28 protein-coding genes are annotated in these 26999 nt (G+C 68.9%); 17 read left to right on the top strand and 11 right to left on the bottom strand.

Features of this window, described 5'->3' with window-relative positions; translation table 11 throughout:
* Positions 1-1131 carry a tRNA guanosine(34) transglycosylase Tgt gene (gene tgt, locus BM162_RS05160; RefSeq protein ID WP_093418622.1) on the bottom strand — a complete coding sequence of 377 codons (1131 nt, stop codon included), beginning with the start codon at positions 1129-1131 and terminating at the stop codon, positions 1-3.
* 67 nt (positions 1132-1198) lie between these two features.
* Between tgt and rimK the strand changes: the two genes are divergently transcribed.
* The 5 genes from rimK (at position 1199) to tpiA (ending at position 6410) form a co-directional block, all read left to right on the top strand.
* A complete protein-coding gene (gene rimK / locus BM162_RS05155) occupies positions 1199-2620 on the top strand; it encodes a 30S ribosomal protein S6--L-glutamate ligase (protein WP_093418619.1) in 1422 nt (473 codons plus the stop codon).
* 67 nt (positions 2621-2687) lie between these two features.
* Positions 2688-4337 (top strand): mechanosensitive ion channel family protein, encoded by a 1650-nt coding sequence (locus BM162_RS05150; protein WP_177215066.1) that lies wholly within the window; start codon positions 2688-2690, stop codon positions 4335-4337.
* A gap of 70 nt (positions 4338-4407) precedes the next feature.
* Complete coding sequence (locus BM162_RS05145) at positions 4408-4773, top strand: SUF system Fe-S cluster assembly protein (protein WP_093418614.1); 366 nt, start codon at positions 4408-4410, stop codon at positions 4771-4773.
* 188 nt (positions 4774-4961) lie between these two features.
* Positions 4962-5339 carry a HesB/IscA family protein gene (locus tag BM162_RS05140; RefSeq protein ID WP_093418612.1) on the top strand — a complete coding sequence of 126 codons (378 nt, stop codon included), beginning with the start codon at positions 4962-4964 and terminating at the stop codon, positions 5337-5339.
* Between the two features lie 318 nt (positions 5340-5657).
* Positions 5658-6410: a triose-phosphate isomerase gene (tpiA, locus tag BM162_RS05135; protein WP_093418609.1), complete on the top strand. Its 753-nt coding sequence runs from the start codon at positions 5658-5660 to the stop codon at positions 6408-6410.
* Between the two features lie 13 nt (positions 6411-6423).
* Here tpiA and BM162_RS05130 read toward each other — a convergent pair whose 3' ends face one another.
* Both BM162_RS05130 and dksA read right to left on the bottom strand, forming a co-directional pair.
* Complete coding sequence (locus BM162_RS05130; RefSeq protein ID WP_093418607.1) at positions 6424-7587, bottom strand: FAD-dependent monooxygenase; 1164 nt, start codon at positions 7585-7587, stop codon at positions 6424-6426.
* Positions 7588-7663: 76 nt separating this feature from the next.
* Complete coding sequence (gene dksA / locus BM162_RS05125) at positions 7664-8086, bottom strand: RNA polymerase-binding protein DksA (RefSeq protein WP_093418705.1); 423 nt, start codon at positions 8084-8086, stop codon at positions 7664-7666.
* A 181-nt stretch (positions 8087-8267) separates the two neighbouring features.
* Here dksA and BM162_RS05120 point away from each other — a divergent pair, with 181 nt between their 5' ends.
* The 5 genes from BM162_RS05120 (at position 8268) to BM162_RS05100 (ending at position 12385) form a co-directional block, all read left to right on the top strand.
* On the top strand, positions 8268-9107 hold the full coding sequence (locus BM162_RS05120; protein WP_093418604.1) for an AAA family ATPase: 840 nt from the start codon (positions 8268-8270) through the stop codon (positions 9105-9107).
* 106 nt (positions 9108-9213) lie between these two features.
* Complete coding sequence (locus BM162_RS05115) at positions 9214-9657, top strand: GNAT family N-acetyltransferase (RefSeq protein ID WP_093418602.1); 444 nt, start codon at positions 9214-9216, stop codon at positions 9655-9657.
* Positions 9654-11030, top strand: coding sequence for a DUF2927 domain-containing protein (locus BM162_RS05110; protein ID WP_093418599.1), 1377 nt, complete (start codon positions 9654-9656; stop codon positions 11028-11030). The genes BM162_RS05115 and BM162_RS05110 overlap by 4 nt, the downstream gene beginning before the upstream one ends.
* A complete protein-coding gene (locus tag BM162_RS22720) occupies positions 11027-11194 on the top strand; it encodes a hypothetical protein (RefSeq protein ID WP_093418597.1) in 168 nt (55 codons plus the stop codon). Before BM162_RS05110 ends, BM162_RS22720 begins: the two co-directional genes overlap by 4 nt.
* 3 nt (positions 11195-11197) lie before the next feature.
* Positions 11198-12385: a vWA domain-containing protein gene (locus BM162_RS05100; protein WP_093418594.1), complete on the top strand. Its 1188-nt coding sequence runs from the start codon at positions 11198-11200 to the stop codon at positions 12383-12385.
* On the opposite strand, the gene BM162_RS22715 is transcribed toward BM162_RS05100, so the two are convergent.
* Both BM162_RS22715 and BM162_RS05095 read right to left on the bottom strand, forming a co-directional pair.
* Complete coding sequence (locus BM162_RS22715) at positions 12382-12555, bottom strand: hypothetical protein (protein WP_177215064.1); 174 nt, start codon at positions 12553-12555, stop codon at positions 12382-12384. The two genes, BM162_RS05100 and BM162_RS22715, sit on opposite strands and share 4 nt — an antisense overlap.
* A gap of 182 nt (positions 12556-12737) precedes the next feature.
* Positions 12738-13247, bottom strand: a complete 510-nt coding sequence (locus tag BM162_RS05095) for a DUF421 domain-containing protein (RefSeq protein ID WP_177215062.1) — start codon at positions 13245-13247, stop codon at positions 12738-12740.
* An 87-nt stretch (positions 13248-13334) separates the two neighbouring features.
* Here BM162_RS05095 and BM162_RS05090 point away from each other — a divergent pair, with 87 nt between their 5' ends.
* The gene (locus BM162_RS05090) at positions 13335-14021 is read left to right on the top strand and encodes a M48 family metallopeptidase (RefSeq protein ID WP_093418589.1); all 687 of its coding nucleotides are present in this window, start codon (positions 13335-13337) and stop codon (positions 14019-14021) included.
* 55 nt (positions 14022-14076) lie between these two features.
* Here the strand turns inward: BM162_RS05090 and BM162_RS05085 are convergent, their stop codons facing one another.
* The 3 genes from BM162_RS05085 to BM162_RS22710 form a co-directional block, all read right to left on the bottom strand.
* Positions 14077-14619 carry an RSP_2648 family PIN domain-containing protein gene (locus BM162_RS05085; RefSeq protein ID WP_093418587.1) on the bottom strand — a complete coding sequence of 181 codons (543 nt, stop codon included), beginning with the start codon at positions 14617-14619 and terminating at the stop codon, positions 14077-14079.
* Positions 14616-15809 (bottom strand): RSP_2647 family RNA methyltransferase, encoded by a 1194-nt coding sequence (locus tag BM162_RS05080; protein ID WP_093418584.1) that lies wholly within the window; start codon positions 15807-15809, stop codon positions 14616-14618. Before BM162_RS05080 ends, BM162_RS05085 begins: the two co-directional genes overlap by 4 nt.
* Positions 15810-15922: 113 nt before the next feature.
* Positions 15923-16084, bottom strand: coding sequence for an RSP_7527 family protein (locus tag BM162_RS22710; protein ID WP_177215060.1), 162 nt, complete (start codon positions 16082-16084; stop codon positions 15923-15925).
* Between the two features lie 210 nt (positions 16085-16294).
* Between BM162_RS22710 and edd the strand changes: the two genes are divergently transcribed.
* Positions 16295-18100 carry a phosphogluconate dehydratase gene (gene edd, locus BM162_RS05075; RefSeq protein WP_093418582.1) on the top strand — a complete coding sequence of 602 codons (1806 nt, stop codon included), beginning with the start codon at positions 16295-16297 and terminating at the stop codon, positions 18098-18100.
* A gap of 109 nt (positions 18101-18209) precedes the next feature.
* The gene (locus BM162_RS05070) at positions 18210-18851 is read left to right on the top strand and encodes a bifunctional 4-hydroxy-2-oxoglutarate aldolase/2-dehydro-3-deoxy-phosphogluconate aldolase (RefSeq protein WP_093418579.1); all 642 of its coding nucleotides are present in this window, start codon (positions 18210-18212) and stop codon (positions 18849-18851) included.
* On the opposite strand, the gene BM162_RS05065 is transcribed toward BM162_RS05070, so the two are convergent.
* Entirely contained in the window at positions 18842-19111 is a 270-nt protein-coding gene (locus tag BM162_RS05065) for a hypothetical protein (protein WP_093418577.1), read from the bottom strand. The genes BM162_RS05070 and BM162_RS05065 overlap by 10 nt on opposite strands.
* Positions 19112-19127: 16 nt before the next feature.
* On the bottom strand, positions 19128-21920 hold the full coding sequence (locus tag BM162_RS05060) for a [protein-PII] uridylyltransferase family protein (protein WP_093418574.1): 2793 nt from the start codon (positions 21918-21920) through the stop codon (positions 19128-19130).
* A 97-nt stretch (positions 21921-22017) separates the two neighbouring features.
* Between BM162_RS05060 and BM162_RS05055 the strand changes: the two genes are divergently transcribed.
* The 4 genes from BM162_RS05055 (at position 22018) to BM162_RS05040 (ending at position 24462) form a co-directional block, all read left to right on the top strand.
* Entirely contained in the window at positions 22018-22488 is a 471-nt protein-coding gene (locus BM162_RS05055) for a YbaK/EbsC family protein (RefSeq protein ID WP_093418571.1), read from the top strand.
* Positions 22489-22603: 115 nt separating this feature from the next.
* On the top strand, positions 22604-23023 hold the full coding sequence (locus BM162_RS05050; protein ID WP_093418568.1) for a DUF2852 domain-containing protein: 420 nt from the start codon (positions 22604-22606) through the stop codon (positions 23021-23023).
* Between the two features lie 66 nt (positions 23024-23089).
* Positions 23090-23542: an RDD family protein gene (locus BM162_RS05045; RefSeq protein ID WP_093418565.1), complete on the top strand. Its 453-nt coding sequence runs from the start codon at positions 23090-23092 to the stop codon at positions 23540-23542.
* Positions 23543-23628: 86 nt separating this feature from the next.
* Positions 23629-24462: an arginyltransferase gene (locus BM162_RS05040; protein ID WP_093418562.1), complete on the top strand. Its 834-nt coding sequence runs from the start codon at positions 23629-23631 to the stop codon at positions 24460-24462.
* A 174-nt stretch (positions 24463-24636) separates the two neighbouring features.
* On the opposite strand, the gene BM162_RS05035 is transcribed toward BM162_RS05040, so the two are convergent.
* A complete protein-coding gene (locus BM162_RS05035) occupies positions 24637-26991 on the bottom strand; it encodes a TRAP transporter large permease (protein WP_093418560.1) in 2355 nt (784 codons plus the stop codon).
* Positions 26992-26999 lie beyond the last annotated feature (8 nt).

Here is a 26999-nt window from a genome sequence, read left to right as displayed (position 1 = left end):
CTAGAGTGGCGCGATGTCACCTTCGGCGCGCTGCGCGTGGAAGTCGCGCTCGAACTCGGCGAAGCGGCCCGCGGCAATGGCGTCGCGCATCCCCTGCATCAGCTCCTGGTAATAATGCAGGTTGTGCCAGGTCAGCAGCATGCCCGAGATCATCTCGCCCGCGCGGAACACGTGGTGCAGGTAGGCGCGGGAATATCCGGTGCAGGCGGGACATGTGCAGTGTTCGTCCAGCGGGCGCGGGTCGTCGGCGTGGCGGGCGTTCTTGATGTTGACCACGCCGTGCCGGGTCCAGGCCTGCCCCGTCCGCCCCGAGCGCGAGGGCAGCACGCAGTCCATCATGTCGATCCCGCGCGCCACCGCGCCCACGATATCGTCAGGCTTGCCCACGCCCATCAGGTAACGCGGCTTGTCGGCGGGCAGCATGTCGGGGGCGAAGTCGAGCACGCCGAACATCGCCTCCTGCCCCTCGCCCACGGCAAGCCCGCCCACGGCGTAGCCGTCAAAGCCGATGTCGCGCAGGGCCTTGGCGCTTTCCTCGCGCAGGTCCTGCTCCAGCCCGCCCTGCTGAATGCCGAAGAGCGCATGGCCAGGCCGGTCGCCGAACGCCTCCTTCGACCGCGACGCCCAGCGCATCGACAGGCGCATGCTGTCCTCGATCCGCTTGCGATCGGCGGGCAGCGCCGGGCACTCGTCGAAGGCCATCACGATGTCCGAGCCCAGAAGCCGCTGGATCTCCATCGACCGCTCGGGCGTGATCTCGTGGCGCGATCCGTCGATGTGGCTGCGGAAGGTCACGCCGCGCTCGGTCAGCTTGCGCAGCTCGGCCAGGCTCATCACCTGGAACCCGCCCGAGTCGGTCAGGATCGGCCTGTTCCAGTTCATGAACCTGTGCAGCCCGCCCAGGCGGTCGATGCGCTCTGCCGTCGGGCGCAGCATCAGGTGGTACGTGTTGCCCAGCAGGATATCGGCGCCCGTCGCGCGGACGCTCTCGGGCAGCATGGCCTTCACCGTGCCGGCGGTGCCAACCGGCATGAAGGCCGGGGTGCGGATCTCGCCCCTGGGCGTGGAGATGACGCCGGTGCGCGCCTTGCCATCGGTGGCCTTAAGCTCGTAACTGAACCTTTCGGGCATCTCGGAACCTCGTATTCGACGCGCCCTTCTGAGGCAAAACGCCGACAAATCCAAGGAGCGATCCGGCATGGCCGACGACGCGACACCGCAGGACACCGCCTTCCGCCTGGGATGGGAGGAATGGGTCTCTCTTCCCGACCTCGGGCTGCCCGCGCTGAAGGCGAAGGTGGACACCGGCGCGCGCACCTCGGCGCTGCACGCCTACGAGATCGAGCCATTCGGTCCCGCCGCACGTCCGCGCGTGCGCTTCATGGTGCACCCCGTGCCGGGCCGCAGCGACCTTGCCATCCCCTGCTCGGCCGAGGTGCTGGACCGGCGGGAAGTCACGTCGTCGAACGGCGAGACGGAACTGCGCTACGTCATCCAGAGCGAGATCTCGGTGGGCGGCCGCACCTGGCCCATCGAACTGACGCTGACGGACCGCGGCACCATGGCCTATCGCATGCTGCTGGGCCGGCAGGCGCTGAGCGAGGACATCGTGGTCAGCCCCGGCGACAGCTTCTGCCAGCCCTCGCTGACCTACGACGTCTATCACTCCACCCGCGTGCGCGAAGTCGCGCCGGACCGCACCCTGCGCATCGCCGTGCTCAGCCGCGAGGGGCACAGCTATTCCACCCGTCGGCTGGTGGCCGAGGGCGAAAAGCGCGGCCACGTGGTCGAGGTGATCGACACCACGCGCTGCTACATGACGATCAACAGCCTGGCGCCCGAGGTGCATTACGACGGAAAGCGCCTGCCCCGCTACGACGCCGTGATCCCGCGCATCGGCGCGTCGATCACCCCCTACGGCACCGCCGTGATCCGCCAGTTCGAGACGATCGGCACCTATTGCGTGAACGGCTCGGAAGGCATCGCCGCCAGCCGCGACAAGTTGCAGGCGCACCAGGTCCTCGCCCGCCACCGCATCGGCATGCCCACCACGGCCTTCGCCGCCTCGCCCAAGGATACCGGCAACCTGATCCAGCTCGTGGGTGCGGCTCCGCTCATCGTGAAGCTTCTGGAATCGACGCAAGGCAAGGGCGTGGTGCTGGCCGAGACGAAGAAAGCCGCCGAGTCGGTGATCTCGGCCTTCCGGGGGCTCAAGGCCAACTTCCTGGTCCAGCAGTTCGTGAAGGAAGCCGCGGGCGAGGATATCCGCTGCCTCGTGATGAACGGTCGCGTCGTCGCCTCGATCCGCCGGGTAGCGCAGCCCGGGGAGTTCCGCTCGAACCTGCACCAGGGCGGCGTGGCCGAGGCCGTGCGCCTGACCAAGGCCGAGCGCGAGACGGCGCTGCGCGCGGCCAAGGCATTCCGCCTGGGGCTTGCCGGCGTGGACCTGCTGCGGAGCTCGGACGGGCCCAAGGTGCTCGAGGTCAACTCCTCCCCCGGCCTCGAGGGGATCGAGAAGGCGACCGGCAAGAACGTGGCCGGCTCGCTTTATGAAGCCATCGAGAAGCACGTCCGCCCCGAGCCGGTGCGCCGGCGGGCGGCCCGCCGCACCGCCGGCTGATCCAGCTTCTATAGGAACCGCCGCGTTTCCAGCCCGTTTGGCGGGCAGAGGGACACGGAGGAATGTGATGCGACACGCGGCGGTGCGCCTGCTGACGTGGGCTGCGGCGATCTGGATCGGCTGCGCCGCCGCGCTTGCGCAGAGCCAGGACATGAACGCCTGGTTCGAGATCCCCTTCCTGAACTCCGGGCTCGACCCCGCGCCCGAGGATTTCGACCGCAGCACGCCGCAGGGCGCGGTGGAAAGCTTCCTCGACGCCGTCGGACGTGAGGATTACGCCGCCGCCGCGCACGGGCTGAACCTGTCCGGCTACGCGCCCGAGCGGCAGTCCGATGTCGGTCCCGAACTCGCGCAGCAGCTTGCGGAGGTGCTCGAGCGGAAGGCCGTGATCTCTTGGCGCGCGCTGCTCGAACGGCCCGACGCGCTGGATGCCACGGCTGCCTCGTCCCGCGCGATGTCCGGCGAACCGCGCCGCTCGCTCCTGATCGGCGTGCTCGACAAGGGCGACCGCGAGGCGGCGATCCGGCTCAATCGCGTGAAGCCCGAGAGTGGAGATCCGGTTTGGGTCTTCTCGGCGCGCACGGTGCAGCAGGTGCCCGAACTGCACCGCATCTACGGGCCCTCACAGCTTGAACAGCGCATTCCCGCCAGCCTGAAGGCCGAGGCCTTCTGGGGCCTCGACTGGTGGGAGGTCATCGGCCTGCCCATCTTCATCTTCGCCGCGATCTTCGCGGGGATTCTGATGCACTGGCTCTTCGGCACTCTGTCGCGCCATGCCTCGGGCTGGGCCGCGACCACTGCGCTGCGCGCTCTGCGCTGGCCGGCAATCATAGCGGTCGCCACGACGATCCTGATGCTGTCGACGCAACGCTTTTTCGTGGTCTCGGGCACGGCCTCGGCGGTGATCGAGCCGATCATAGTGATCGGTTACATCGGCGCCTTCCTCACCTTCGCCCTGCAGCTCATCGACTCGATCCTCGACCGCACGGTGAACTTCGACGCGGGCGAGCTGTCGGATCCCAGCAAGTCCTCGGTCCGCACCATCGCCACCTCGTTCTCGGGCCTGCGCAAGGCGCTGATCGTCGTCGCCTTGCTCGCGGCGATCGGCTTCGTACTCTCGGCGACCAACCTGTTCCGGACGTTGGGCTTCTCGCTTCTCGCCTCGGCCGGTGCGCTGACCCTGATCCTGGGCTTCGCCGCGCGCCGGGTGCTGGGCAACATCATGGCGTCGCTTCAGATCGCCATGAATCGCTCGGCCCGGATCGGCGACCAGGTCTACTATGAGGACCAATGGTGCACGGTGGAACGCATCCACTTCACCTTCGTGCAGCTTCTGCGCTGGGACGGCGTGCGGCTGATCGTGCCGGTCGAGCACTTCGTCTCCGACAGCTTCGTGAACCTGACCAAGGACGACTCGACCCTGATCCGCACCGTCAGCCTCACACTCGCCCATGAACTCGACGTCGACGCCCTGCGGGCGCGGTTCATGGACCTTGTCGAGGATAACGACGACATCATCGAGAAGGACGCCGCCGCCGTTCGGGTGACGACGCAGGATGCGCTGGGCCAATGCGTCCGCTTCCAGTTCAACTGCCCCGATCCGACCACCGGTTGGGCGGTCGAGTGCGACATGCGCGAGGCCCTGATCGAAGAGGTGCAGGCGCTCGCCGCGAAGGGCCGCCCCGCCTTCCCGCAGGCCGGCATCGACGCGGGCTGAGCGCGGCGCCGCTCTGGACGCGAGTGCCTGCAATCCTTATATGAACGCTCGGCAATAGAACGGACGAGCGATGAGCACCGAGACCACCGAACCGCTGGAAGGCAAGCCGCTGATCCGGCCCTCGAGCACGGACCACCCGCTCTACGACAGCGTGGTCGAGGCGTGCCGGACCGTCTACGACCCCGAGATCCCGGTCAACATCTACGACCTTGGGCTGGTCTACACGGTCGAGATCAGCGACGAAAACGACGTCTCCGTCATCATGACGCTGACGGCGCCGGGCTGCCCCGTCGCAGGCGAGATGCCCGGCTGGGTGGCCGAGGCGATCGAGCCGCTGCCGGGCGTGCGCAAGGTCGACGTCGACCTCACCTGGGACCCGCCCTGGGGCATGGACATGATGTCGGACGAAGCGCGGCTGGAACTCGGCTTCATGTAAGACGACACGATCCCGTTACACTGGACCGCCAGATGCAGGCACGGCTCTTTGGCCGCACCGGTGAAACGGATATCGAGTCGCAGGATATCAGGCGCGGGGCGGTCCCGGATACCGCCCCGCTTTTTCTTGCGCCCTTGAGGAATGCGGCCTCGGCGCCTACGTTCGTGGCAACGGCAACGGAGAGACGCATGTTCGGAATTCCCGGCAAGCAGGCAGTGACGATGACCCCGGCTGCGATCCGCCAGATCGCGAAGCTGATGGACCGCGAGGGCCACCAGGGCCTGCGCATCGGCGTCAAGAAGGGCGGCTGCGCGGGCATGGAATATACCATGGACTACGTGACCGAGATCGACCCCAACGACGAGGTGGTCGAACAGGACGGCGCACGCGTGATGATCGCGCCAATGGCTCAGATGTTCCTCTTCGGCACCGAGATCGACTACGAGACGTCGCTGCTCGAATCCGGCTTCCGCTTTCGCAACCCGAACGTCTCGGACGCCTGCGGCTGCGGCGAGTCGATCAAGTTCAAGGACGTTGAAGAGCTCTCCGCCGAACGGAGCGGCTGACAGCCGGAGTTCCGGCGTCCGGTGGACCACTCCGCCACCGCCCGGCCCACCCCATTCACGCCCTGTCACCCCCGCGAAAGCGGGGGCCTCCCAACGTTAGCCCGTTATCCGAGCGCTGCGCCAACGGTAAAAGATCCCGGCCTGCGCCGGGATGACATCTCTTTGGCGGCTACCCGATCCGCTTCGCCGGATCGAAACCCCTCTTCGGCCGCCAGCACCGTCTCCCCCAATTCCTTCACCTTGGCTCCGGTCTCGCGCCGCTTCATGCCGGCCGCGAAACCCGCTATGTCGGACCCGACGTCACACAAGGAGGATCGCATGACCACGCCACGCAAGCTCGCCGCCGGAAACTGGAAGATGAACGGGCTGGAGGCGCAGCTCGCCGAGGTCGACACGCTCATGGCCACCCATACCACGCCGGTCTGCGACATCCTCCTCTGCCCCCCGGCCACCCTGATCGACCGCATGGCGCGCCGCATTGGCGACGGCAAGATCGCCGTGGGCGGCCAAGACTGCCACGCCGCCCCCTCGGGCGCGCATACAGGCGACGTCTCGGCCGCGATGCTGGCCGATGCCGGCGCGACCCACGTCATCCTCGGCCACTCCGAACGCCGGGCCGACCACGGCGAAAGCGACGACGCCGTGCGCGACAAGGTCGCCGCCGCGTGGGAGGCCGGGCTGGTCCCCGTGGTCTGCGTGGGCGAGACGCTGGAACAACGCGAAGGCGGCAGCACGCTCGCCGTGGTGGGCGGACAGCTCCAGGGCTCGATCCCCGACGGCGCCACCGCCGCGACGCTGGTCGTCGCCTACGAACCCGTCTGGGCCATCGGCACCGGCCGCGTTCCCACCACTGAACAGATCGCCGAGGTGCACGACTTTCTGCGCGACCGACTGTCGCAGCGCATGGGCGGCGAAGGCAACGGCGTGTCGCTGCTCTACGGCGGGTCGGTGAAGCCGTCGAACGCGGCCGAGATCTTCGCCGTCGAAAACGTGAACGGCGCGCTCGTCGGTGGCGCGTCGCTCAAGGCCGGCGACTTCTCGGGCATCATCGACGCGCTCGAGCAGTCGTGACCAACGGGCGGCGTCAGCCGCCCTGCCCCGTCACGTCGTGACCGTAAAGCCAGTCGAAGCGCCCGGCCAGCAGACCGGGCGCCAGGCGCGAGACAGCCGACAGCCCCAGATGCCCCGTGCGTCGCACCAGCGGATTGGCGAAGTGATAGTTGCGCGCGTTGGCGTTCGCCGCGGCGATGGCCCGCGACACCCGCGGCGCCCGCACCTTCCGGTACTGCGCGAACGCCGCCTCCCGCGGGAGCCGGTCCAGCCGCTCGGCCAGGACCCAGGCGTCCTCGAGCGCCATGTTCGCTCCCTGCGCCAGGAACGGCAGCGTCGGATGCGCCGCGTCGCCCAGGATCGCCATGCACGCGCCGTGCCAGCGCTGCGCCACCGGATGGTGAAACAGCCCCCAAAGGTACACACGCTCCACCCGCTCCAGATCGTGACGAACCGCGTCTGCGAACCCCGAGAAGGCGCCCCGCAGATGTACCGGATCGTCCTCGTGCGACCACCCCTCGTCCGCCCAGGCCCGCCGCTCCTCGACACCGACCAGGTTGATCTGCCGCCCGCCGCGCAGCGGATAGCGCACCAGGTGCCGACCCGGGCCCATGTGAACCTGCGCCTCGGCGGCCTCGGCATGCTCCGCCGGGATCACCGCGCGCCAGGCCACCTGCCCGCTGAACACGGGCTTGTCGTCGCCGTTCAGCCGCCGCCGGACCAGCGAATGCAGCCCGTCCGCACCGATCAGCAGCGGCACGGCGCGGCCGTCCAGCCGCACCTCCCCTTTCGTCTCCTCGACCGTCTCGACCCGCACGCCCAGTTGCACGTCGACGCCCGCCGCCCGCGCGCCCTCGGCCAGCAGGTCGATCAGGTCCGCGCGGTGCATCAAAAGGTACGGTCGCCCGTAGCCGCGCGCGTCGAGGTCCAGCCGCGCCACCCGGCGCCCGGACGGCCCGTCCACCAGAACCACCGCCCGCGTCGCCAGCCCCGCCGCGCGCGCCTGCTCGCCCAGCCCCAGCGCGTCCAGCACGGCCACCCCGTTCGGCCCGATCTGCAAGCCGGCCCCGACCTCGGCTATCACAGGCGCCTGTTCCAGCACGGTGACCCGCGCTCCGCGCCGGGACAGCGCGATGGCCGCCGCCAGTCCGCCGATGCCGGCGCCCAGCACCGTGACCTCCTGCCCCTCCAGTCTCACGCCTGCCTCCCGATACAAAGACACCGGAGCGGCTGCCGCTCCGGTGTCAGGATGTTTCGTCGATTGCGCGCCGGCGTCAGTCGTCCCGGTGCACCTTCTCGCGCCGCTCGTGCTTCTCCTGCGCCTCGAGGCTCAGGGTCGCGATCGGCCGCGCGTCCAGCCGTTTGAGCGAAATCGGCTCGCCCGTCGCTTCGCAATACCCGTACTCGCCCTCGTCGATGCGGCGCAGCGCCGAGTCGATCTTGGCGACCAGCTTGCGCTGGCGGTCGCGGGTGCGCAGCTCCAGCGCGCGGTCGGTCTCCTCGCTGGCGCGGTCGGCCACGTCGGGTATGTTGCGGGTTCCGTCCTGCAGCCCCTCGATAGTCGATCGGCTGTCGTCCAGCAGGTCGTTCTTCCAGGCAAGCAGCTTGCGCCGGAAATACTCGAGCTGGCGTTCGTTCATGAAAGGTTCGTCTTCGGCCGGACGATAGTCCTCGGGCAGGAATACTTCGGCTTTCATCTTGGTCCCCCTCTCGCGTCCGGTAAGGACTTCGGACGTGCGATCATCCATACGCGTCTCCCTCGGGCACCAAATACTCCACGTAAAAGGGGTTGTCACTATACATTTGGGCGGGTTTGATGGCCTTTGACCGCAGGCGTGTCCCGGCTTCAACGGGACCGGACAGAGGCTTGACATCATTATGAAATTCACCGGCACCGACGCTTACGTCGCGACCGAGGATCTGACTGTTGCGGTGAACGCCGCCGTGACGCTCGAGCGGCCCTTGCTTGTCAAGGGGGAACCCGGCACGGGAAAGACGGAACTCGCGCGACAGGTCGCCGCGGCACTCGACCTGCCGATGATCGAATGGCACGTGAAAAGCACGACCCGCGCCCAGCAGGGGCTTTACGAATACGACGCCGTCAGCCGGCTGCGCGACAGCCAGCTGGGCGACGAACGGGTCCACGACGTCGCCAACTACATCCGCAAGGGCAAGCTGTGGCAGGCGTTCGAGGCAGACGAGAAGGTCGTGCTGCTGATCGACGAGGTCGACAAGGCCGATATCGAGTTTCCCAACGACCTGCTTCAGGAACTCGACCGGATGGAGTTCCACGTCTACGAGACGGGCGAGACCATCCGCGCCCGGCACCGCCCCATCGTGATCATCACGTCGAACAACGAGAAGGAACTGCCCGACGCCTTCCTGCGCCGCTGCTTCTTCCACTACATCCGCTTCCCCGACATGGAGACGATGAAGCGCATCGTCGAGGTGCACCACCCCGGCATCAGGGAATCGCTTCTGACCACCGCGCTGACCCAGTTCTACGACCTGCGCGAGGCGCCGGGGCTCAAGAAAAAACCCTCGACCTCGGAAGTGCTCGACTGGCTCAAGCTCCTGCTGGCCGAGGACATGGACGCCGCCGACCTGCGCGGGGACGGCGCGAGCGCCCTGCCGAAGCTGCACGGCGCGCTTCTGAAGAACGAACAGGACGTCCACCTTTTCGAACGCCTCGCCTTCATGGCGCGGGCCCGCCGGTGAGCGGTCCCATCTTCGGTCTCGAAATATCCCCGCCGGAGGCACCGCGCCGGGCCGCGCCCGGCGCCACAAAAGGCGTGCGCCGCAGGCGCGCATCAGGGTCCGTGGCATGACGCTGCGCATTCGTCCCCTCGGCCCGCAGGACGGAGCGGACTGGCGCCGCCTCTGGCGCGGCTACCTCGCGTTCTACGAAACGAAACTGCCCGAGAGCCACTTCGACAGCTACCTCGCGCGGCTTCTCGCCAACGACACGAACGACTACCACGGCCTGATCGCCGAGCAGGACGGCCGGCCCGTCGGGCTCGCGCACTACCTTTTCCACCGCCACGGATGGAAGGCCGAAAGCGTGTGCTACCTTCAGGATCTCTACGCCGACCCGCAGGTGCGCGGCCAAGGCGTGGGCCGCGCACTGATCGAGGGCGTCTACGCCGCCGCCGATGCCGCCGGGGCGCCAGGCGTCTATTGGCTCACGCAGGACTTCAACGAACCGGCGCGTCGGCTGTATGATCGCGTCGGCCGCCTCACCCCGTTCATCAAGTACGAGCGCCCATGACCCTTCGCTCCGCCGCCTTCCTGTGCGCAGCCCTCCTCGCCGCCTGCGCCCCGGCCGGCGCGCCCGAGGTGGCCGAGCGGCGGGCGATGTATACCGGCGACCTGCCGCCGATGAGGGTGTTCCCGGCCGCGCGCGCCACCGCGCCTGCCCGCTCGAACGCCGCCATCGCCGAGGACTTCCTCGACCTGACGTTCCAGCTTGAAAGCGGGCGTGCCCTGCCCGTCTTCACCCGCTTCGAGGGGCCGATCACGGTGCGTGCCACCGGCGACTTGCCGCCCAGCCTGTCGCCCGACCTCGACCGGCTGATCACCCGGCTGCGGCGCGAAGCGGGGCTCGACATCCGGCGGGTCGACGCCGGCCGCCGCGCCTCGATTACGGTCGAGGCCGTGCCGCGGGCCGAGCTTCAGCGCGCGGTGCCGCAGGCCGCCTGCTTCGTGGTGCCCCGCCTGCAAAGCTGGGACGAGTTCCGGCGCGAACGGCGCGGCGCGCGGGTCGACTGGACCACGCTGCGCGCGCGCGACCGCATGGCGGTCTTCATCCCCGCCGACGTCAGCCCGCAAGAGGTGCGCGACTGCCTGCACGAAGAGGTCGCGCAGGCGCTCGGCCCGCTCAACGACCTGTACCGGCTGACCGACAGCGTGTTCAACGACGACAACTTCCACACCGTGCTGACCGGCTTCGACATGCTGATCCTTCGCGCCACCTACGCGCCCGAGCTGCACTCCGGGATGAGCCGGGCGCAGGTGGCGCGGGCGCTGCCCGGTGTGCTGACCCGACTGAACCCGAACGGCCGCTCCGGCGGGCGCGAGGCGCGTGGCCCCACCCCCCGCGCCTGGATCGACGCGATCGAAACCGCGCTCGGCCCCTCCACGTCCGAGCCGCGCCGCCGCGCCGCCGCGCGCGAGGCCGTCGAGATCGCCCGCGACCGCGGCTGGCGCGACAACCGGCTCGCCTTCAGCCTGTTCGCGCTGGGGCGCCTGTCGCTGGGAGCCGAGCCCGAAACAGCGCTCGCCGCCTTCCTCCAGGCCGGCGGCCTCTATGCCCGGACGCCGCAGACCGAGGTGCACGAGGCTCACGTCGCCATGCAGCTTGCCGCGTTCGCCCTGTCCTCCGGGCAGGCCACCGCCGCCATCGACATCGTCGACGCCAACACCGATGCCGTGGCGCGGGCCGAGAATGCCGCGCTGCTCGCCTCGCTCCTGATGATCAAGGTCGAGGCGCTCGAGCTCATCGGCCGCACCGCCGAGGCGCGCGCTCTGAGGCGCGAGGCGCTCGGTTGGGCGCGTTACGGCTTCGGCCCGGATGCCGAGGTGCGCGCGCGCATCGGCGAAATCACCGCACTCAATCCCCGCAACCGCAGGAGACCCTCTTGATCGTACTCCTCTTCGCCGCCATCGGCGCCGTCTGGGGCGCCCTTCTCGCCCGCCGCCGCGGCGGCAAACCTCTCGACATGGCGCAGTACGGCGGCGGCATGGCGATCCTCGGCGCGCTGATCGGCCTGTTCGTCACCATCTTCATCACCCGCGCGGTGTCCTGACCGGTGTTCCTGCGCTTCTTCGATAATCTGCGGTCGGCCGGCGTGCCGGTCAGCCTGCGCGAGTACCTGACCTTCCTCGAAGGCGTGCGCGCGGGGCTCGTGACCTATGACGTCGAGGGGTTCTACTACCTCGCCCGCGCCGCGATGGTGAAGGACGAGCGCAACATCGACCGCTTCGACCGGGCCTTCGCGCAAAGCTTCAAAGGGCTCGAGGCGATCACGCTCGACCAGGTGCTGGACGCGGTGGACCTTCCGCGCGACTGGCTCGAGAAGATGGCAGAGAAGCACCTGAGCGCCGCCGAAAAGGCCGAGATCGAGGCGCTCGGCGGCTTTGACAATCTGATGGAGACGCTGCGCGAGCGGCTTGAGGAACAGAAGGGCCGCCACCAAGGCGGGAACAAGTGGATCGGCACCGCCGGCACATCGCCCTTCGGCGCCTACGGCTACAATCCCGAGGGCGTGCGCATCGGGCAGGACGAAAGCCGCCACCGCCGCGCCGTGAAGGTTTGGGACAAGCGCGAGTTCCGCGACTTCGACGACACGGTCGAAATCGGCACGCGCAACATCAAGGTCGCGCTGAAACGGTTGCGGAGCTGGGCGCGCGACGGCGCGCGCGAAGAACTGGACCTAGGCGGGACGATCCGCGCCACGGCCGAGCATGGCTATCTCGACGTCAAGACCCGCCCCGAGCGGCGCAATGCCGTGAAGGTGCTGCTGTTTCTCGACGTGGGCGGCAGCATGGATCCGCACGTGAAGGTGGTGGAGGAGCTGTTCTCGGCCGCGCGGGCCGAGTTCAAGCACCTCGAACACTTCTATTTCCACAATTGCCTGTACGAGGGCGTCTGGCGCGACAACCGCCGCCGCTGGGACGCGCAGACCCCGACATGGGAGGTGCTGCGCACCTTCGGTCCGGACTACAAGTGCATCTTCGTCGGCGACGCCTCGATGTCACCTTACGAGGTGGCGATGCCAGGAGGCGCGAACGAGCACTGGAACGAAGAGGCGGGTCAGGTCTGGCTAGGCCGTGCGCTGGAACACTGGCCGTCCTGCCTGTGGATCAACCCGGTGCCCGAAAAGTACTGGCCCTATACCCAGTCGATCGAAATGATCCGCCAGATACTGGGTGAGGATCGCATGGTGCCCATGACGCTCGACGGGATCGAGCGGGGGATGCGCCTGCTCGGACGCTAAGCGGCGCCGCGCCGGTCCTCCTGCCGGTCACTCTGGGCCAGCCGTTCGAGAAGTACGTCGAACTGGTCCGGCGCCTTCTTGTCGGTCGCGGGTTGCTCGGCACCGGCGCCGTTGAAGGCGCGCCGCATTGCCTCGCGGATCAGTTCGCCGTCATCAAGTTCTTCGTACATCGTCGCTCACCTCTGCTCGCCGGGTCAAACGTCAGTGGCCCCGGTTGGTTGCACTTTTTTGGGTCGGCTTCACGCGAATGCGACATTTTTGCAAAGCAAGATTTGCAACACACTGTCACGCAGGCCTTGAGAAGGCGTTAAGCCACGGAACGGCCTCAAGAAGATTCTCACGCGCCGCGCGGTCACGGGTGTCGGCGCACACCCTCCAGCAGCACGTCTTCCACCGGACCGCTTCCGGTCATTACGCTGATGTCACCGGTCGTCTCGAACACCACCGCACGCACCTCGGACAGCGTCTTCACGTTCTGCGCGCGCAGCTTCGAATACACATCCCCGCGCGTCAGCCGCGCGGCCCGCAGCGCATCTTCGCGGATCTCGCCATGCTCCATAACCAGGATGGGGGCGTTGTCGATGGCATTCTTCGCCGGCGCCAGAAACGTCCTGAGCGTGACCGAAAGCCCTTGGATCAGGAACAGCGCCACCAGCGCGGCGACGCCGGTCCAGAACGGCGTGTCGGGCAAGAGCACCGTGCTGGCGATGGTCGAGCCGATGGCGACCGTGACCACGAAGTCGACGGCCGACATCTTCGAGAAGCTGCGCAGCCCCAGAAGCCGCACCAGCAAGATGGTGGCCGGCACCACCACCAGCGTGTCGAGGAACGGCAGGATCATCGCGCCGACGGAACTGTTCATCTCGGTTCTCCGGACAGGGGTCGGAAAAGGGACGCGGGCGACGCGGATGCGGTTCCCAAACGCCGGCCTGCGCCCCATATTCGGGGTATGCTGAAGGTTCTGCCGATCCTGCTCGCCATCCTCTACGCGCTCGCCATGTACCGCTTCTCGGTCTGGCGCACGAAGAGGGAACTCGATGCGCGCTCGACCGAGCTCGCCGATCCGCGCCTGCGCGAGTTGTGCGATCGGATGGCCAAGGCGCTGGACCTCGCCCGGATCAAGGTTCACATCTACGAGATCGACCCCGTCAACGGGCTCGCCGCACCCGACGGACGCATCTTCATCACGCGCGGATTCTACCGGAAATACCGCAACGGCGACGTCAGCGCCGAGGAGATGGCCAGCGTTATCGCGCACGAGCTCGGCCATGTCGCGCTCGGCCATTCGCGCCGACGCATGATCGATTTCTCGGGCCAGAACGCTCTGCGCACCGCGTTGGCCATGGTCCTCGGCCGGATCATTCCGGGCATCGGCGTCTGGATCGCGAGCGGCCTGACCTCGCTGCTCGCCGCGCGGCTGTCGCGCTCGGACGAGTACGAGGCCGACGCCTATGCCTCGGCGCTACTTACGAAGGCCGGGATCGGCACGGCAGCGCAGAAATCGCTTTTCGGCAAGCTTGAGGCGCTGACGCAAAGCCGCTCGGGCGCGGTCCCGGCGTGGCTGATGAGCCACCCAAAGACCGCCGACCGCGTCGCCGCGATCGAGAAGCTCGAAGCGAAATGGCTGGCCACCTGACGCGATTCTTCATCGAAGGATCACGCCGGCGAATTTTCGTCGAAAACCTGCTGGATCAGGCCGCCAGCGCCTTGCCCAGCCGAGGCAGGCGCGCCCGCTTGAGCAGCTTGCGCAGGTCGAGCGGCTCACCCGACAGTCGGCACGCCTCGGCGTGAACGGCTGCGACGGCCGCCTCCACCTGCTCGGGATGCTCCAGCCACAGCGCCATCAGGAAGCCGTCCGGGTCCGCCCGCTCCAGCCCCTCCTCGGCCAGGATGTGCCGGGGAAAGTCGCGCGCGTTCATCGTCAGGATCACGTCCGCCGAGCCCGCGATGGCAGCGGCCAGCACGTGCACGTCGTGCCGGTCGGGCAGCCACAGCCGCGACAGGTCCCTCTCTCGCGGCTGCACCGCCGCGCCGGGCCAGGCCGCCGACAGCGCCGCGATCTCGCCGCGCGCCACCGTCTCGCCCTCCGGCCCCAGCTTCACCGCCGCGCGCGCCCATTCCTCGAGGATGCGGGGCGACCAGAGCGGCCGGAACAGGCCCGCCCGCGCCACGCCCAGCACGATCTCGCGCAGGACGGTGGGATAAAGCACGTTGGCGTCGATGAGGACCTTCACGACAGCAGGCGGAAGGTCAGCGCCTTCAGATACCCGCTCTCGGCCAGATGCGGATGCTGCGGATGGTCCGGCCCGGCAAAGCCCGTCCGGATCAGCTGCGCCTGCCGCCCGCCCCGGCCGATTCCGCGGATGCAGGCGGTGCGGAACTTTGCAAGGTCCGCGGCGTGCGAGCATGAACAAAGCGTAAGGTACCCGCCCGACGCCACCAGCGGCGCCGCCAGCCGCGCCACGCGCTCATAGGCACGCAGCCCCGCGTCCAGCGCGGGCTTGGCCGGCGCGAAAGCCGGCGGATCACAGACCACCACGTCGAAGCGCTCCCCCGCCTCGCCCAGTTGGCTTAAGGCGTCGAAGGCATCGGCCTTCATCGTGGTGAAGCGCGCCTCGCTCCCGGAGGCCCGCGCCCCCGCCTCGGCCAGGTCCAGCGCCGCCGCCGAGCCGTCCACCGCCAGCGCCGAAACCGCTCCACCGGCCAGCCCGGCCAGTGCGAAGCCGCCCACGTGGCTGAACACGTCCAGAACCCGCGCGCCCCGCGACAGCCGTGCCACGAAGGCATGGTTCGGCCGCTGGTCGAAGAACAGGCCGGTCTTCTGCCCGCCTGTCAGGTCGGCCATGTAGACGGCCCCGTTCATCGGCACACCCACCGGCCCGTTCACGCCGCCGCGCAAAACGACGGTCTCGTCCTCCAGCCCCTCGAGCCCCCGCGCCCGTCCGGTGCCGTTCTTGATCAGCGTGGTGCAGCCCGTCACCTCGGCCACCGCCTCGGCCAGCGGCTCGATCAGCATCTCGGCCCAGGCGGCGTTCGGCTGGATCACGCAGGCGTCGCCAAACCGGTCGATCACGACGCCGGGCAGCCCGTCTGCCTCGGCATGGACCAGCCGATAGAACGGCGCCTCGTAGAGCCGCGCGCGCATCTCCAGCGCCGCCGCGAGCCGCCCGGCCAGCCACGCACGACCGATCTCGGCCTCCGTGTCACAGTCGAGCATCCGCGCGATGATCTTCGAGTTCGGGTTGACCGCGACCAGCCCCAGCGGCTGCCGGTCGGCATCCTCCAGCACCGCCACGGTGCCGGGGGCGAGCGCCTTGGTGCGTCGGTCGGTGACAAGCTGGTCGGCGAAGACCCACGGCGCGCCGTGGCGCAGCGGGCGCGGGTCGATCTTGGGGCGAAGGCGGACGGTGGGGCGCGTGTTCATGCGCCGCCTCCTACCCTGTTCCGCGGGGGCCGGGAAGCCCGCGCGGCGGCGCAAAAAAGAAACTCCCGGCCGGGACCGGGAGTTTTCTGTCCACTCACGATGGAGGGGAAGGATCAGGCCGTGCGGCGGGCGCCGATCAGCGAGATGTGCGACAGCCGCTCCGAGATCCAGCGGCGCGCGGCGCGCAGGCCCTGGGCGGTCGCCTGCGCACGCAGCACGCGGGCCTGGCGTTCGATCTCGTACAGGTCGAGGGGTTCGATACGGTTCTCGGTCATGTCTTTGTCCTTGCCTTCGAATTTCTTCGGACCGCCGTGCGGCCCGTTCGAGCGGACACCTAGTCGCTGCAGCGCAGCACAACCACGCACAAAGTGGAAACCCCGCCATGCACCAGAGGAAACCCCCGCGCCGCCCGCTGGACCGATAGCGCTAACGACCCTATGGTCCGCCGCAACGCAGATCCCGCCACTCGCCACGAGGATACAGCCATGACGCTCAACGCCACCATCGCCGCCGTGACCGAGCGGATCGTCGAGCGCAGCCGCGACACCCGCGCCACCTATCTCGACCGCATGGCCCGCGCGGCCGAGGACGGCCCGCGCCGCGCGCACCTGAGCTGCGGCAACCAGGCCCACGCCTATGCCGGCGCGGGTCCCGACCAGGACGCGCTGGCCACCGAACGCGCGCCGAACCTCGGCATCGTGACCGCCTATAACGACATGCTCTCGGCCCACGCCCCCTATGAACGTTTCCCCGACCTGATCCGCGCCGCCGCCCGCGCCAACGGCGCCACGGCGCAGGTCGCAGGCGGCGTCCCCGCCATGTGCGACGGGGTCACCCAGGGCCAGGTGGGCATGGAGCTCTCGCTCTTCTCCCGCGACGTGATCGCGCTGGCCACCGGCGTGGCGCTGTCGCACAACGTCTTCGACTCGGCCGTCTATCTCGGCGTCTGCGACAAGATCGTGCCGGGGCTGGTGATCGCGGCGGCCACCTTCGGCTATATCCCCGGCGTCTTCCTGCCCGCGGGGCCCATGACCAGTGGTCTGCCCAACGACGAGAAGTCGCGCATCCGCCAGCAATTCGCCGCCGGCGAGATCGGCCGAGACGAGCTGATGAAGGCCGAGATGGCGTCCTATCACGGCCCGGGCACCTGCACCTTCTACGGCACCGCCAACTCGAACCAGATGCTGATGGAGTTCATGGGCCTGCACCTGCCCGGCGCCTCTTTCGTCAACCCCGGCACGCCGCTGCGCGACGCGCTGACCGAGGCCGGGGCAAAGCGCGCGCTCGAGATCACGGCGCTCGGCAACGACTACCGCCCGGTCTCCGAGATCCTCGACGAGAAGGCCTTCGTGAACGGCATCGTCGGGCTCATGGCCACGGGCGGCTCGACGAACCTCGTCCTGCACCTGCCGGCCATGGCCCGGGCGGCGGGCGTGATCCTCGACATCCAGGACTTCGCCGACATCTCCGAGGTCACTCCGCTGATGGCCAAGGTCTATCCCAACGGGCTGGCCGACGTGAACCACTTCCACGCCGCCGGCGGGCTGGGCTACATGATCGGCGAACTGCTGGGCGCGGGCCTGCTGCACCCCGACACCAGGACCGTCGCCGGCGACGGCCTGTCGCTCTACACCAGGGAGCCGAAGCTTGAGGGCGACAGCCTCGTCTGGGCCGACTGCCCGGGCACCAGCCATAACGACAAGATCCTGCGTCCCGCCACCAACCCGTTCCAGGCCACCGGCGGACTGAAGGACCTGCAAGGCAACCTAGGCCGGGCGGTGATGAAGGTCTCCGCCGTCGCCCGCGACCGGCAGGTGGTCGAGGCCAAGGCGCGCGTCTTCCAGGATCAGGAAGAGGTCAAGGCCGCCTTCAAGCGCGGCGAGTTCACCGAGGACACGGTGGTCGTCGTCCGCTTCCAGGGCCCCAAGGCCAACGGCATGCCGGAACTGCACTCGCTGACCCCCACCCTCGCGGTGCTACAGGACCGGGGCCTGAAGGTCGCGCTGCTGACCGACGGGCGGATGTCCGGCGCCTCGGGCAAGGTCCCCGCCGCCATCCACCTCGCCCCCGAGGCCGCCGATGGCGGGCCCATCGCGCGGGTGCGCGACGGCGACCTGATCCGGGTCGACGCGGTTGCGGGCCGCATCGAGGTGCTGGCCGAGGGCTTCGAAGCGCGTGACCCCGCCATCGCCGATTTGTCGAACAACGGCCACGGCGTCGGCCGCGAGCTGTTCGAGGTCTTCCGCCAGAACGTGGGCCTGGCCAGCCAGGGCGCGGGAGTGGTGGTTTGACAGCTGTCAACTCTCGACGCCCGAGCGCCTTGGTGTTTCCTCTTGCCCAAAATACTCTCGCCGAAGGCGGCCCCGCCCCCTCGGCCGCCGCAACGATTGGAGTGACGACATGACCCCGCAAAACGCCTCCGCCCGCGCGCTCGAGATCGCGCGCCTCGCCCCCGTGATCCCCGTGCTGGTGATCGACGACGCCTCGAAGGCGCGCCCCTTGGCCCAGGCGCTGGTCAAGGGCGGCCTGCCCGCGCTCGAGGTCACGCTGCGCACGCCCGCCGCGCTCGACGCGATCCGCGAGATGGCGCAGGTCGAGGGCGGCGTCGTGGGCGCGGGCACGCTGCTGACCCCCGACGACGTGAAGGCCGCGAAGGAGGCCGGCGCGACCTTCGGCGTCTCGCCCGGAGCGACGGACCTCCTGCTCGACGCGTGTGAGGACATGGAGCTTCCGCTCCTGCCCGGCGCGGCCACATCGAGCGAGGCGATGAAGCTGCTGGAACGCGGTTACACGATGCTGAAGTTCTTCCCGGCGGAAGCCTCGGGCGGCGCACCGGCGCTGAAGTCGATCGCGGGGCCGCTGCCGCGCATCTCGTTCTGCCCCACCGGCGGGGTCAGCCTGAAGAATGCGCCCGACTACCTGTCGCTGCCCAACGTCGTCTGCGTCGGCGGCAGCTGGGTCGCGCCCGCCGACAAGGTGCAGTCCGGCGACTGGGACGGAATCGAGATGCTAGCGCGCGAGGCCGCTGCGCTTCAGCGCTGAGAGCGCGCCCGGTGCCCGCCGCGCCGCCCGGTGCGCGCGGGCATCTCCAGCCCCTCGCGCAGGACCTGCGTCATCGGATGGCCCCGGGGCGCGCCGTGGCGATCGAGCAGCGCCCGGATGGCGGCGCGCGCATCCGCCTCGGGGGGTAGCGACAGCGCCCAGTCCAGAAAGATCGACCGGCACTCGGCCTCGGTCACCGCCTCCATCCGGAATGCCTCGCGGATCAGGCCCTTGGGATCTTGGGGATCGCTCTCTCTCATGGTGCCTTCCCGGTCCCTAGGCCCCGTTCACGCCCAGAACGCGGGCGACCGTCTCGGCCGCGCGCGCGGCGGTGTCGTCCATCTTCCCGCTCAGCGCCTCCGGGCTCTCGGCTTCTGCATTCCGGGTCAGGAAAGCCGCCGCTCCCGCGCCCATCTGGTCGTTCTTCAGCGCCTCCCGGGTGATCAGCCGCGTCGCGGCATGGACCTCCCACAGCAGGGCGTGCGCCGCCGTCAGCGTCGCGGCGTCTTCCTCCGACACCAGCCCCTCGCCGCGCCCTGCCGCAAGCTGCTCGGCCGGATCGCGCACCGGCGCGCCCGCCAGCAGCGCGAGGGCCGAGGCCGCGAGCTCGATATCCTGCAACCGCCCCGGCCCCTGCTTGGCTTCCCACGGCGCGCCGCCGGGCTTGGCGGCCAGCAGCCGCTCGCGCATCTCGGCCGTGTCCGAAAGAACCCGGTCGCGGTCGCGCGGCGCCGTGAGAACCTGCCCCCGGAAGCGCTCGATCTCGTCGCAAAGCTCGGCGCTGCCCGCGACGGGGCGGGCGCGGGTCAGCGCCAGATGCTCCCACGTCCAGGCCTCGTTCTCCTGGTAGTTCCGGAACGACTGGAGCGAGGTCGCCACCGGTCCTTGCCGCCCCGAGGGCCGCAGGCGCATGTCCACCTCGTAAAGCTTGCCCTGCGCCATGGGGGCCGACAGCGCGGTGACCAGGGCCTGCGTCAGCCGCGCATAGTAGGGCCGCACGCCCAGGGGTCTGCGCCCCTCCGACGATTCGGCGTCGCCGGCGTCGTAGATCACGATCAGGTCGAGGTCCGAGCAGGCGTTCAGCTTGCGCGCGCCCATCGCACCCATCCCAAGCACGGCGGCCCCGCGGCCCGGCGGAGGCCCGTGGCGCTCGGCGAAATCGGCGACCACCACGGGATGCACTGCCTCGAGCACCGCGCCGGCCAGGTCGGCGTATTGCGCCCCCGACTCCGCGCCGTCGATCAGCCCGCGCAGGTGATGCACGCCGATGCGGAAATGCCAGTCCTTCGCCCAGGCCCGCGCGGCGTCGAGCTTCTCCTCGTAATCCTCGGCCGCCTTCATGCGCTCGACCAGTTCCCTGGTCAGCGCCGCCTCGCCCGGCCATTCGGCGAAGAAGTCGCCGCCGATCACCGCCTCGAACACCCCGGCATTGCGGCTGAGGTAACGGGCGAGGTCGGGCGCGGTGTCGGCCACGTCGATCACCAGGTCGACAAGCTGCGGGTTGGCCTCGAACAGCGAGAACACCTGCACCCCCGCCGGAAGCCCATGCAAGAAGCCATCGAGGTGCAGCAGCGCCTTGTCCGGTTGCGTCGCCTTCTGCAACTTTTCCAGCAGCACCGGCTTCAGCCGCTCGAAGATCGTCTGCGCCCGCTGCGACCGCAAAGCCGGATAGCTCGGCCAGCGCGCCACGATCTCGGCCTGGCTCTCGGTCAGCTCGGGCGTCGACTCGGGCGAGACGTTGCCCGTCCCGGGCGCGAAGAAATCCTCGGTCAGGTCCGCCACCCGCTCCAGCCGCTCGGCCAGGCCGGCGCGCAGGTCCCCGACGCTTTGCCCCGTGAAGGCGGCCAGCCGCTCGAAGCCCTCGTCGTCCTTGGGCAGAAGGTGCGTCTGCTGGTCGTTGACCATCTGCAGCCGGTGCTCGATCTCGCGATGCGCGCGATAGTCGTCGGTCAGCTGCCGCGTCACCTCCTCGGGCACCCAGCCGGACCCGGCCAGCCGCGCCAGCGCCTCGACCGTGCCGCGCACGCGCAGGCTTTCGTCGCGGCCCCCGGCGATGATCTGGCGGGTCTGGGTGAAGAACTCGATCTCGCGGATGCCGCCGCGGCCCAGCTTCATGTCGTGCCCTTCCAGCACAAGCGGCCCGCCCAGACCCTTGTGACTGCGGATGCGCAGGCGCATGTCGTGCGCGTCCTGGATGGCCCAGAAATCGAGGTGCCGCCGCCAGACGAAGGGCCTGAGCCGCTCAAGATATGCCTCTCCCGCCGCGATGTCCCCGGCGCAGGGCCGCGCCTTCACGTGCGCCGCGCGTTCCCACGTGCGGCCCAGGCTTTCGTAGTACCGCTCGGCCGCCTCCATCGCCAGGCACACGGGCGTGGTCGAGGGATCGGGCCGCAGCCGCAGGTCGGTGCGGAAGACATAGCCACCCGGCCCCGTCTCGGTCAGCGTCGCAGCCATCTTCCGCGTCGCGCGGATGAAGCCCGTGCGCACGTCGAGGTAATCGTCCGGCGCGAAGCGGTCCTGGTCGAACAGGCAGATCAGGTCGATGTCCGAGGAATAGTTCAGCTCGAACGCGCCCATCTTGCCCATGGCGAGCACCGTCATGCCGCAATTCTCCGGCACGTCGCCCGCGCCAAGGTCGGGTATCTTGCCGCGCCCCACCTGTTCGGCCAGCGCGGTGGCAAGCGCCTTGTTCACGGCGAGGTCGGCGAAGCGGGCCAGCGCGCCCGTCACCTCCTCCAGCGTCCAGACCCCGCCGAGGTCGGCCAGCGCCGCCAGCAGCGCCACCCGCCGCTTCGCCGTGCGCAGCCCCTCGGGCACCGCCTTGTCCTCGAGCCCCGCCGCCGTGTCCATGACACCGGCCAGCGCATCCTCCGGCTCGCCCGCAAGCGCCTCGGCCAGCCACTCGGCCTCGCGCTCGATCAGCGTCTTGAGATACGGCGCGCACCCGGCGGTGCCGCGCAGCAGGCCCGCCAGCTCGGGCGGCAGGCCGGGCACTGCGGCAGCGCCCTCCTCGCCTCGGTCGCGGTCGAAGGGGTCGGGAGAGCGGGTCAGTCGGCTGGCGAAGGTCATGCGGGGACATGAGCCCCGGAGCGCACGGCCGTCAAGCGCCCTTGCGCCCCGCCCCACGTCTTGCCAGACCGGCACCAAAGCAAGGGGGACTGCATAAATGTCGAAAAGCCTCGCCCGCGTGAAGCGGGCCCTCGCCGATGCCGGGATCGCCAGCGACGTGCTCGAGATGGGAGCCGAGACCCGCACCGCCGCCCAAGCGGCCGAGGCCGCTGGCTGCGACATCGACCAGATCGCCAAGTCGATCATCTTCAAGGGGCTGGAAAGCGGCGAGGCCGTCCTGTTCCTCACCGCCGGCGGCAACCGCGTGGACGATGCGAAGGCGGCAGCGGCAGCGGGCGAGCCGCTGGGCAAGGCCGACGCGGCGCTGGTCAGGGCACAGACCGGCTTTGCCATCGGCGGGGTCGCGCCGCTGGGCCACACATCTCCGATGCGCGCCTTCTGCGACCTGCGGCTGACCGAGTTCGCGCGGATCTGGGCCGCCGGCGGCACACCCCGGCACATCTTTCCGCTGACCCCGCACCAACTTCTGCGCGTGACGAATGCGCAAGTAATTGATTTCACGGGTTGAATCGGAGGATGTAAAAAACATTCACATTCATCCTTGAAGGCGGGCGAAGGGCTTCCGATCTAGGGGATGTGAAAGCAATTCACATCGACCGATCAACACGAACCCGGAGAGAGCAATGACCGCCTATGCCTACCCCGCCACCGCGCCGCGCCTGTCGTGGCTTCGGCGTGCCGAGGCCTGGATGGACGACAGGGGCAAGGGTGCCTGGATCGCCGCCATGGTGCTCGGGTTCATCGTCTTCTGGCCCCTGGGGCTCGCCCTTCTGGCCTACATGATCTGGAGCAAACGCATGTTCAACGAAAACTGCGGCATGAAACGCGCCCGCCACGCCCACCACGCCTTCAAGTCGACCGGCAATTCGGCCTTCGACGCGTACAAGGCCGAAACGCTGCGCCGGCTCGAGGAAGAGCAGGACGCCTTCGAAAGCTTCCTCAAGCGCCTGCGCGATGCCAAGGACAAGGCCGAGTTCGACCAGTTCATGGCCGAACGCTCGAAAAAGGCCCGGAATGGCGACGAGGCCCCGACCGAGGCCTGAGCCGGACAGGCGGCCCGCCCCGCGGCGGGCCGCGCCCACCCCGACGAAGCGGTGAGACAGATGACGATGCTCGACGACACCTATCCCGGCCTTCCCGACCCCGAGCGCGAGGCCGAATTCTACGCCGACGTGCCGATGAAGCGGTTCTTTGCCTGGCTCGTCGACGTGGTGCTTATCACGCTGCTCACGGCGCTTCTGGTGCCGCTGACGCTGTTCACGGCGCTCTTCTACCTGCCGCTGCTCTATTTCGTCGTCTCGTTCCTGTACCGCACGGTGACGCTGGCGCGCGGGTCGGCCACGCCGGGCATGCGGCTGACGGCGATCGAGATCCGCGACCGCGCGGGCCGGCCGCTCGACCTAATGGGAGGCTTCCTGCACACGACGGGCTACGCGATTTCCTGGGCGGTCTTCCCGCTTCAGCTGATCTCGGGCGGCCTGATGCTCGGCACCTCGCGCGCGCAGGGGTTGACCGACCACGTGCTCGGCACCGCCGCGATCAACCGCGCCGCGCGGTACTGACGGAAACTCTCTGCCGAGCCGGGTCACAGGTCTTGGCGGAGCCCCGGGTCGTTGCTACCTTTCGCGGCGGAACACCTGGGATCCTCATGCGCCACACCCTTCCCATCGCGCCGCAGTTCTACGTGACGGCACCGCAACCCTGTCCCTACCTCGAGGGACGGATGGAGCGGAAGCTGTTCACTGCGCTGCAGGGCGAATACGCCGAAACGCTGAACGATGCGCTGTCGAAGCAGGGCTTCCGGCGCAGCCAGAACGTGCTCTACCGGCCCTCCTGCGCCGAGTGCTCGGCGTGTCTGTCGGCGCGTATCCGGGTCGCGGATTTCGAGCCGAACAAGACCCAGCGCCGTCTCCTGCGCCGCAACCGTGGCCTGCGCCGGCGCACGACCTCGCCCTGGGCCACCGAGGAGCAGTACGCGCTGTTTCGGACCTATCTCGACCGGCGCCACGCCGATGGCGGGATGGCCGACATGGACATCTTCGAGTTCGCCGCGATGATCGAGGAGACGCCGATCCGCTCGCGCGTGATCGAGTACGCCCGGCGGGACGAGGATGGCCACGGCGAGGATCTGACGGCGGTCTGCCTGACCGACGTGCTCGATGACGGGCTGTCGATGGTCTACTCGTTCTATGACCCCGACCGCCCGAGGGACTCGTTGGGCACCTACATCATCCTCGACCATATCGAGATCGCGCGCGAGGCCGGGCTGCCCTACGTCTATCTCGGATACTGGGTGCCGGGGAGTCCGAAGATGGGTTACAAGGCGCGCTTCAACTCGGTCGAGGTCTATCACCGCGGCCGCTGGCAGGGCTTGGGCGATCCAGATTCGTACACGGCCGAAACACACCCGCTCTCGACCGACCCGATTGCCGAGCAGGTGGCCAAGATCAGCCTGCCCGACACCCGCCCCACCCGGGGCTGAGCGCGGGTGCGCCGCGCACCCCCTGCATCTTCGGCCCCGAGTTATCCTCGCCGAAGGCCCCGAGTTATCCTCGCCGAAGGCCCCGATTTTTCGGCGAAAAATCGGCACCCGCGCCGCAGGCGCGGCCCCCGCTCTGACGGAAGCGGGGGCCCGAAGGCCCCCGCGCAGTCTTTGTCAGTTCGGCATCAGGTCCGGGATGATGGTGACCACCCCCGGCACGAACCACAGCAGCGCGAGCCCCAGCACCTGGATCAGCACGAAGGGAATGATCCCGCGGTAGATGTGGCCGGTCGTCACGCTCGGCGGTGCGACGCCGCGCAGGTAGAAGAGCGCGAAGCCGAAGGGCGGTGTCAGGAACGACGTCTGCAGGTTCACGGCGATCATGATTGTCACCCATTTCGGATCCATCGTGCCGCCGTAGATGACCGGCCCGACGATCGGGATCACGATGTAGATGATCTCGAGGAAGTCGAGCACGAAGCCCAGGATGAACAGCACCAGCATCACGATCAGGAACACCACCCACTCGCGGTCGAAGGACCGCAGGAACGACTGGATGTATTCCTCACCCCCGAACGAGATCACGACGAGGTTGAGAAGCTGCGAGCCGATGAGGATGGTGAACACCATGCTCGTGACCTTCGCCGTCTCGCGCACGATGGGCTTGAGCACGCCGCTCGCGAATAGCACCCAGCACGAGTAGAGGATGCCGAAGATCGCGAAAAGGTAGCTCGCCTGAGCCACGATGAAAGCGACCCATTGCTGGAACGTCGTCTCGCCCGAGGCGACGCGCAGATCGAAGTTCACGCCCACGAGCAGCATGATCACGATGGCGAAGGCGGTGTAGAGGATGATGTTCCCCGACCGCCCCTGGTCCTGCCGCTTGCGATAGGCGGCGAGCATGATCGCGCCGCCCGCCCCAAGCGCCGCCGCCGGCGTGGGGTTCGTGATGCCACCCAGGATCGAGCCCAGCACGGCGACGATCAGCACCAGCGGCGGGAAGACCACCCGCAGCAGGTCGTTCTGCCCCAGGAGTCCGGCCGCGTACCGGCAGCCGTAAAGCGCCAGCAGCGTCGGGATCGCCAGGATCAGCACGGTCGTGCCCGGCGTCGTGGTCGGTGCGATGAACAGCAGGTCGAACAGCAATGCCAGCGCCACGCCCACGGCCCCGACGATCAGCGGCCGCGGCTCGGCGCTTGGCGAGACGCCGCGCGCCGTGGTCAGCACCAGCGCGAGCAGCAGGAAGGCCACCGCGATGCCCGTGCCGATGGGCGCGCGCGTCGCGATCTTCTCGGCCTGCGCCGCGGCGACCTGCTCGTCCGTCAGTTCTTCGCTTTCGGCGAAGCCGCCGGCTTCCTGGATCGCCTCCTGCTCGGCCACGGCGCGGTCCCACGCCAGCTGGCCGTGCAGTTCGATCATCGACTCCTGGCACTGCGGCGAGACGTTAGTCCGCAGCGAGGCGGTGTCTCCGGCCTCGGAGTAGCGGGCAACGGTCACGTCCTGGCTGCCGACGAGCCCAACGGCGCCCGACAGCACGACGGCGGCGATCAGCGCGGCGGGCACGGCCAGGAACCAGGTCAGCGCCTCGTTGCGGGTGACGACTTCACCAGTCGCCTCTTCGCTCAGCACCGGGGGGGCCTTGCGCGGGTTCAGAACTGCGTAACCCAAGGCATAGGCCGCGTAGAGGCCGGCCAACAGGATGCCCGGCAGCAGCGCCGCCTGGAACAGCGTGCCGACCGAGACGACCGCAGCCTCGCCCAGATAGGTCAGCGCGTCCGAGCAGCCCGCCGCCACGGCCCGCGTCTCCTGCGCGGTGGAATAGATGTCGCCCGCCAGCGTGCCCAGAAGGACGATGACGATCGAGGGCGGGATGATCTGGCCCAGCGTGCCCGACGCGGCGATAACGCCGGTGGACAGCTCGGGCGAGTAGCCGTTGCGCAGCATGGTGGGCAGCGACAGCAGGCCCATGGTCACGACCGTGGCACCGACGATGCCGGTCGAGGCCGCGAGGAACGCGCCCACCACCACAACCGACACGGCCAGGCCGCCCGGCAGCGGGCCGAAGACCCGCGCCATCGTGGTCAGCAGGTCGTTGGCGATCTTCGAGCGTTCCAGCGTGATGCCCATGAGCACGAACATCAGCACCGCCAGCAGCGTCTCGATCGACTGGCCGGCGAAGACGCGCTCGTTCATCCGGTTGACGATGAAGCTGATGTTGCGGTCCAGCGCGAGCTCCCAGCCGCCCTGAAACACCGGCTCGGCGTAGCGCGGCAGGTCCGGGAAGCGGAACTTCGAAATGTCGAGCGGGTTGACCCCCGAGTTCACGAGGTCGCGGTAGGCCTGGCTGGTCTCGTCCACCGCCTGGTGAACCAAGAGCCCCGCGCTATCGAGCGCCGCGATGATCCCGAACGAGATGACGGCCGCACCGCCGATGGCGAAAGCCACCGGAAAGCCCGACAGGATGCCTCCGAAGAGGCAGAGAAAGACGATGATCAGGCCGAGTTCGACCCCGTCCAAACCGAAAAGCATATGTCCCC

The organism is Tranquillimonas alkanivorans (assembly GCF_900115595.1).
In the GTDB taxonomy this organism is placed as follows: Bacteria; Pseudomonadota; Alphaproteobacteria; order Rhodobacterales; family Rhodobacteraceae; genus Tranquillimonas; species Tranquillimonas alkanivorans.
The sequence above is the reverse complement of the archived record's forward strand: the minus strand, read 5'-3'. Positions and strand labels throughout refer to the sequence as shown.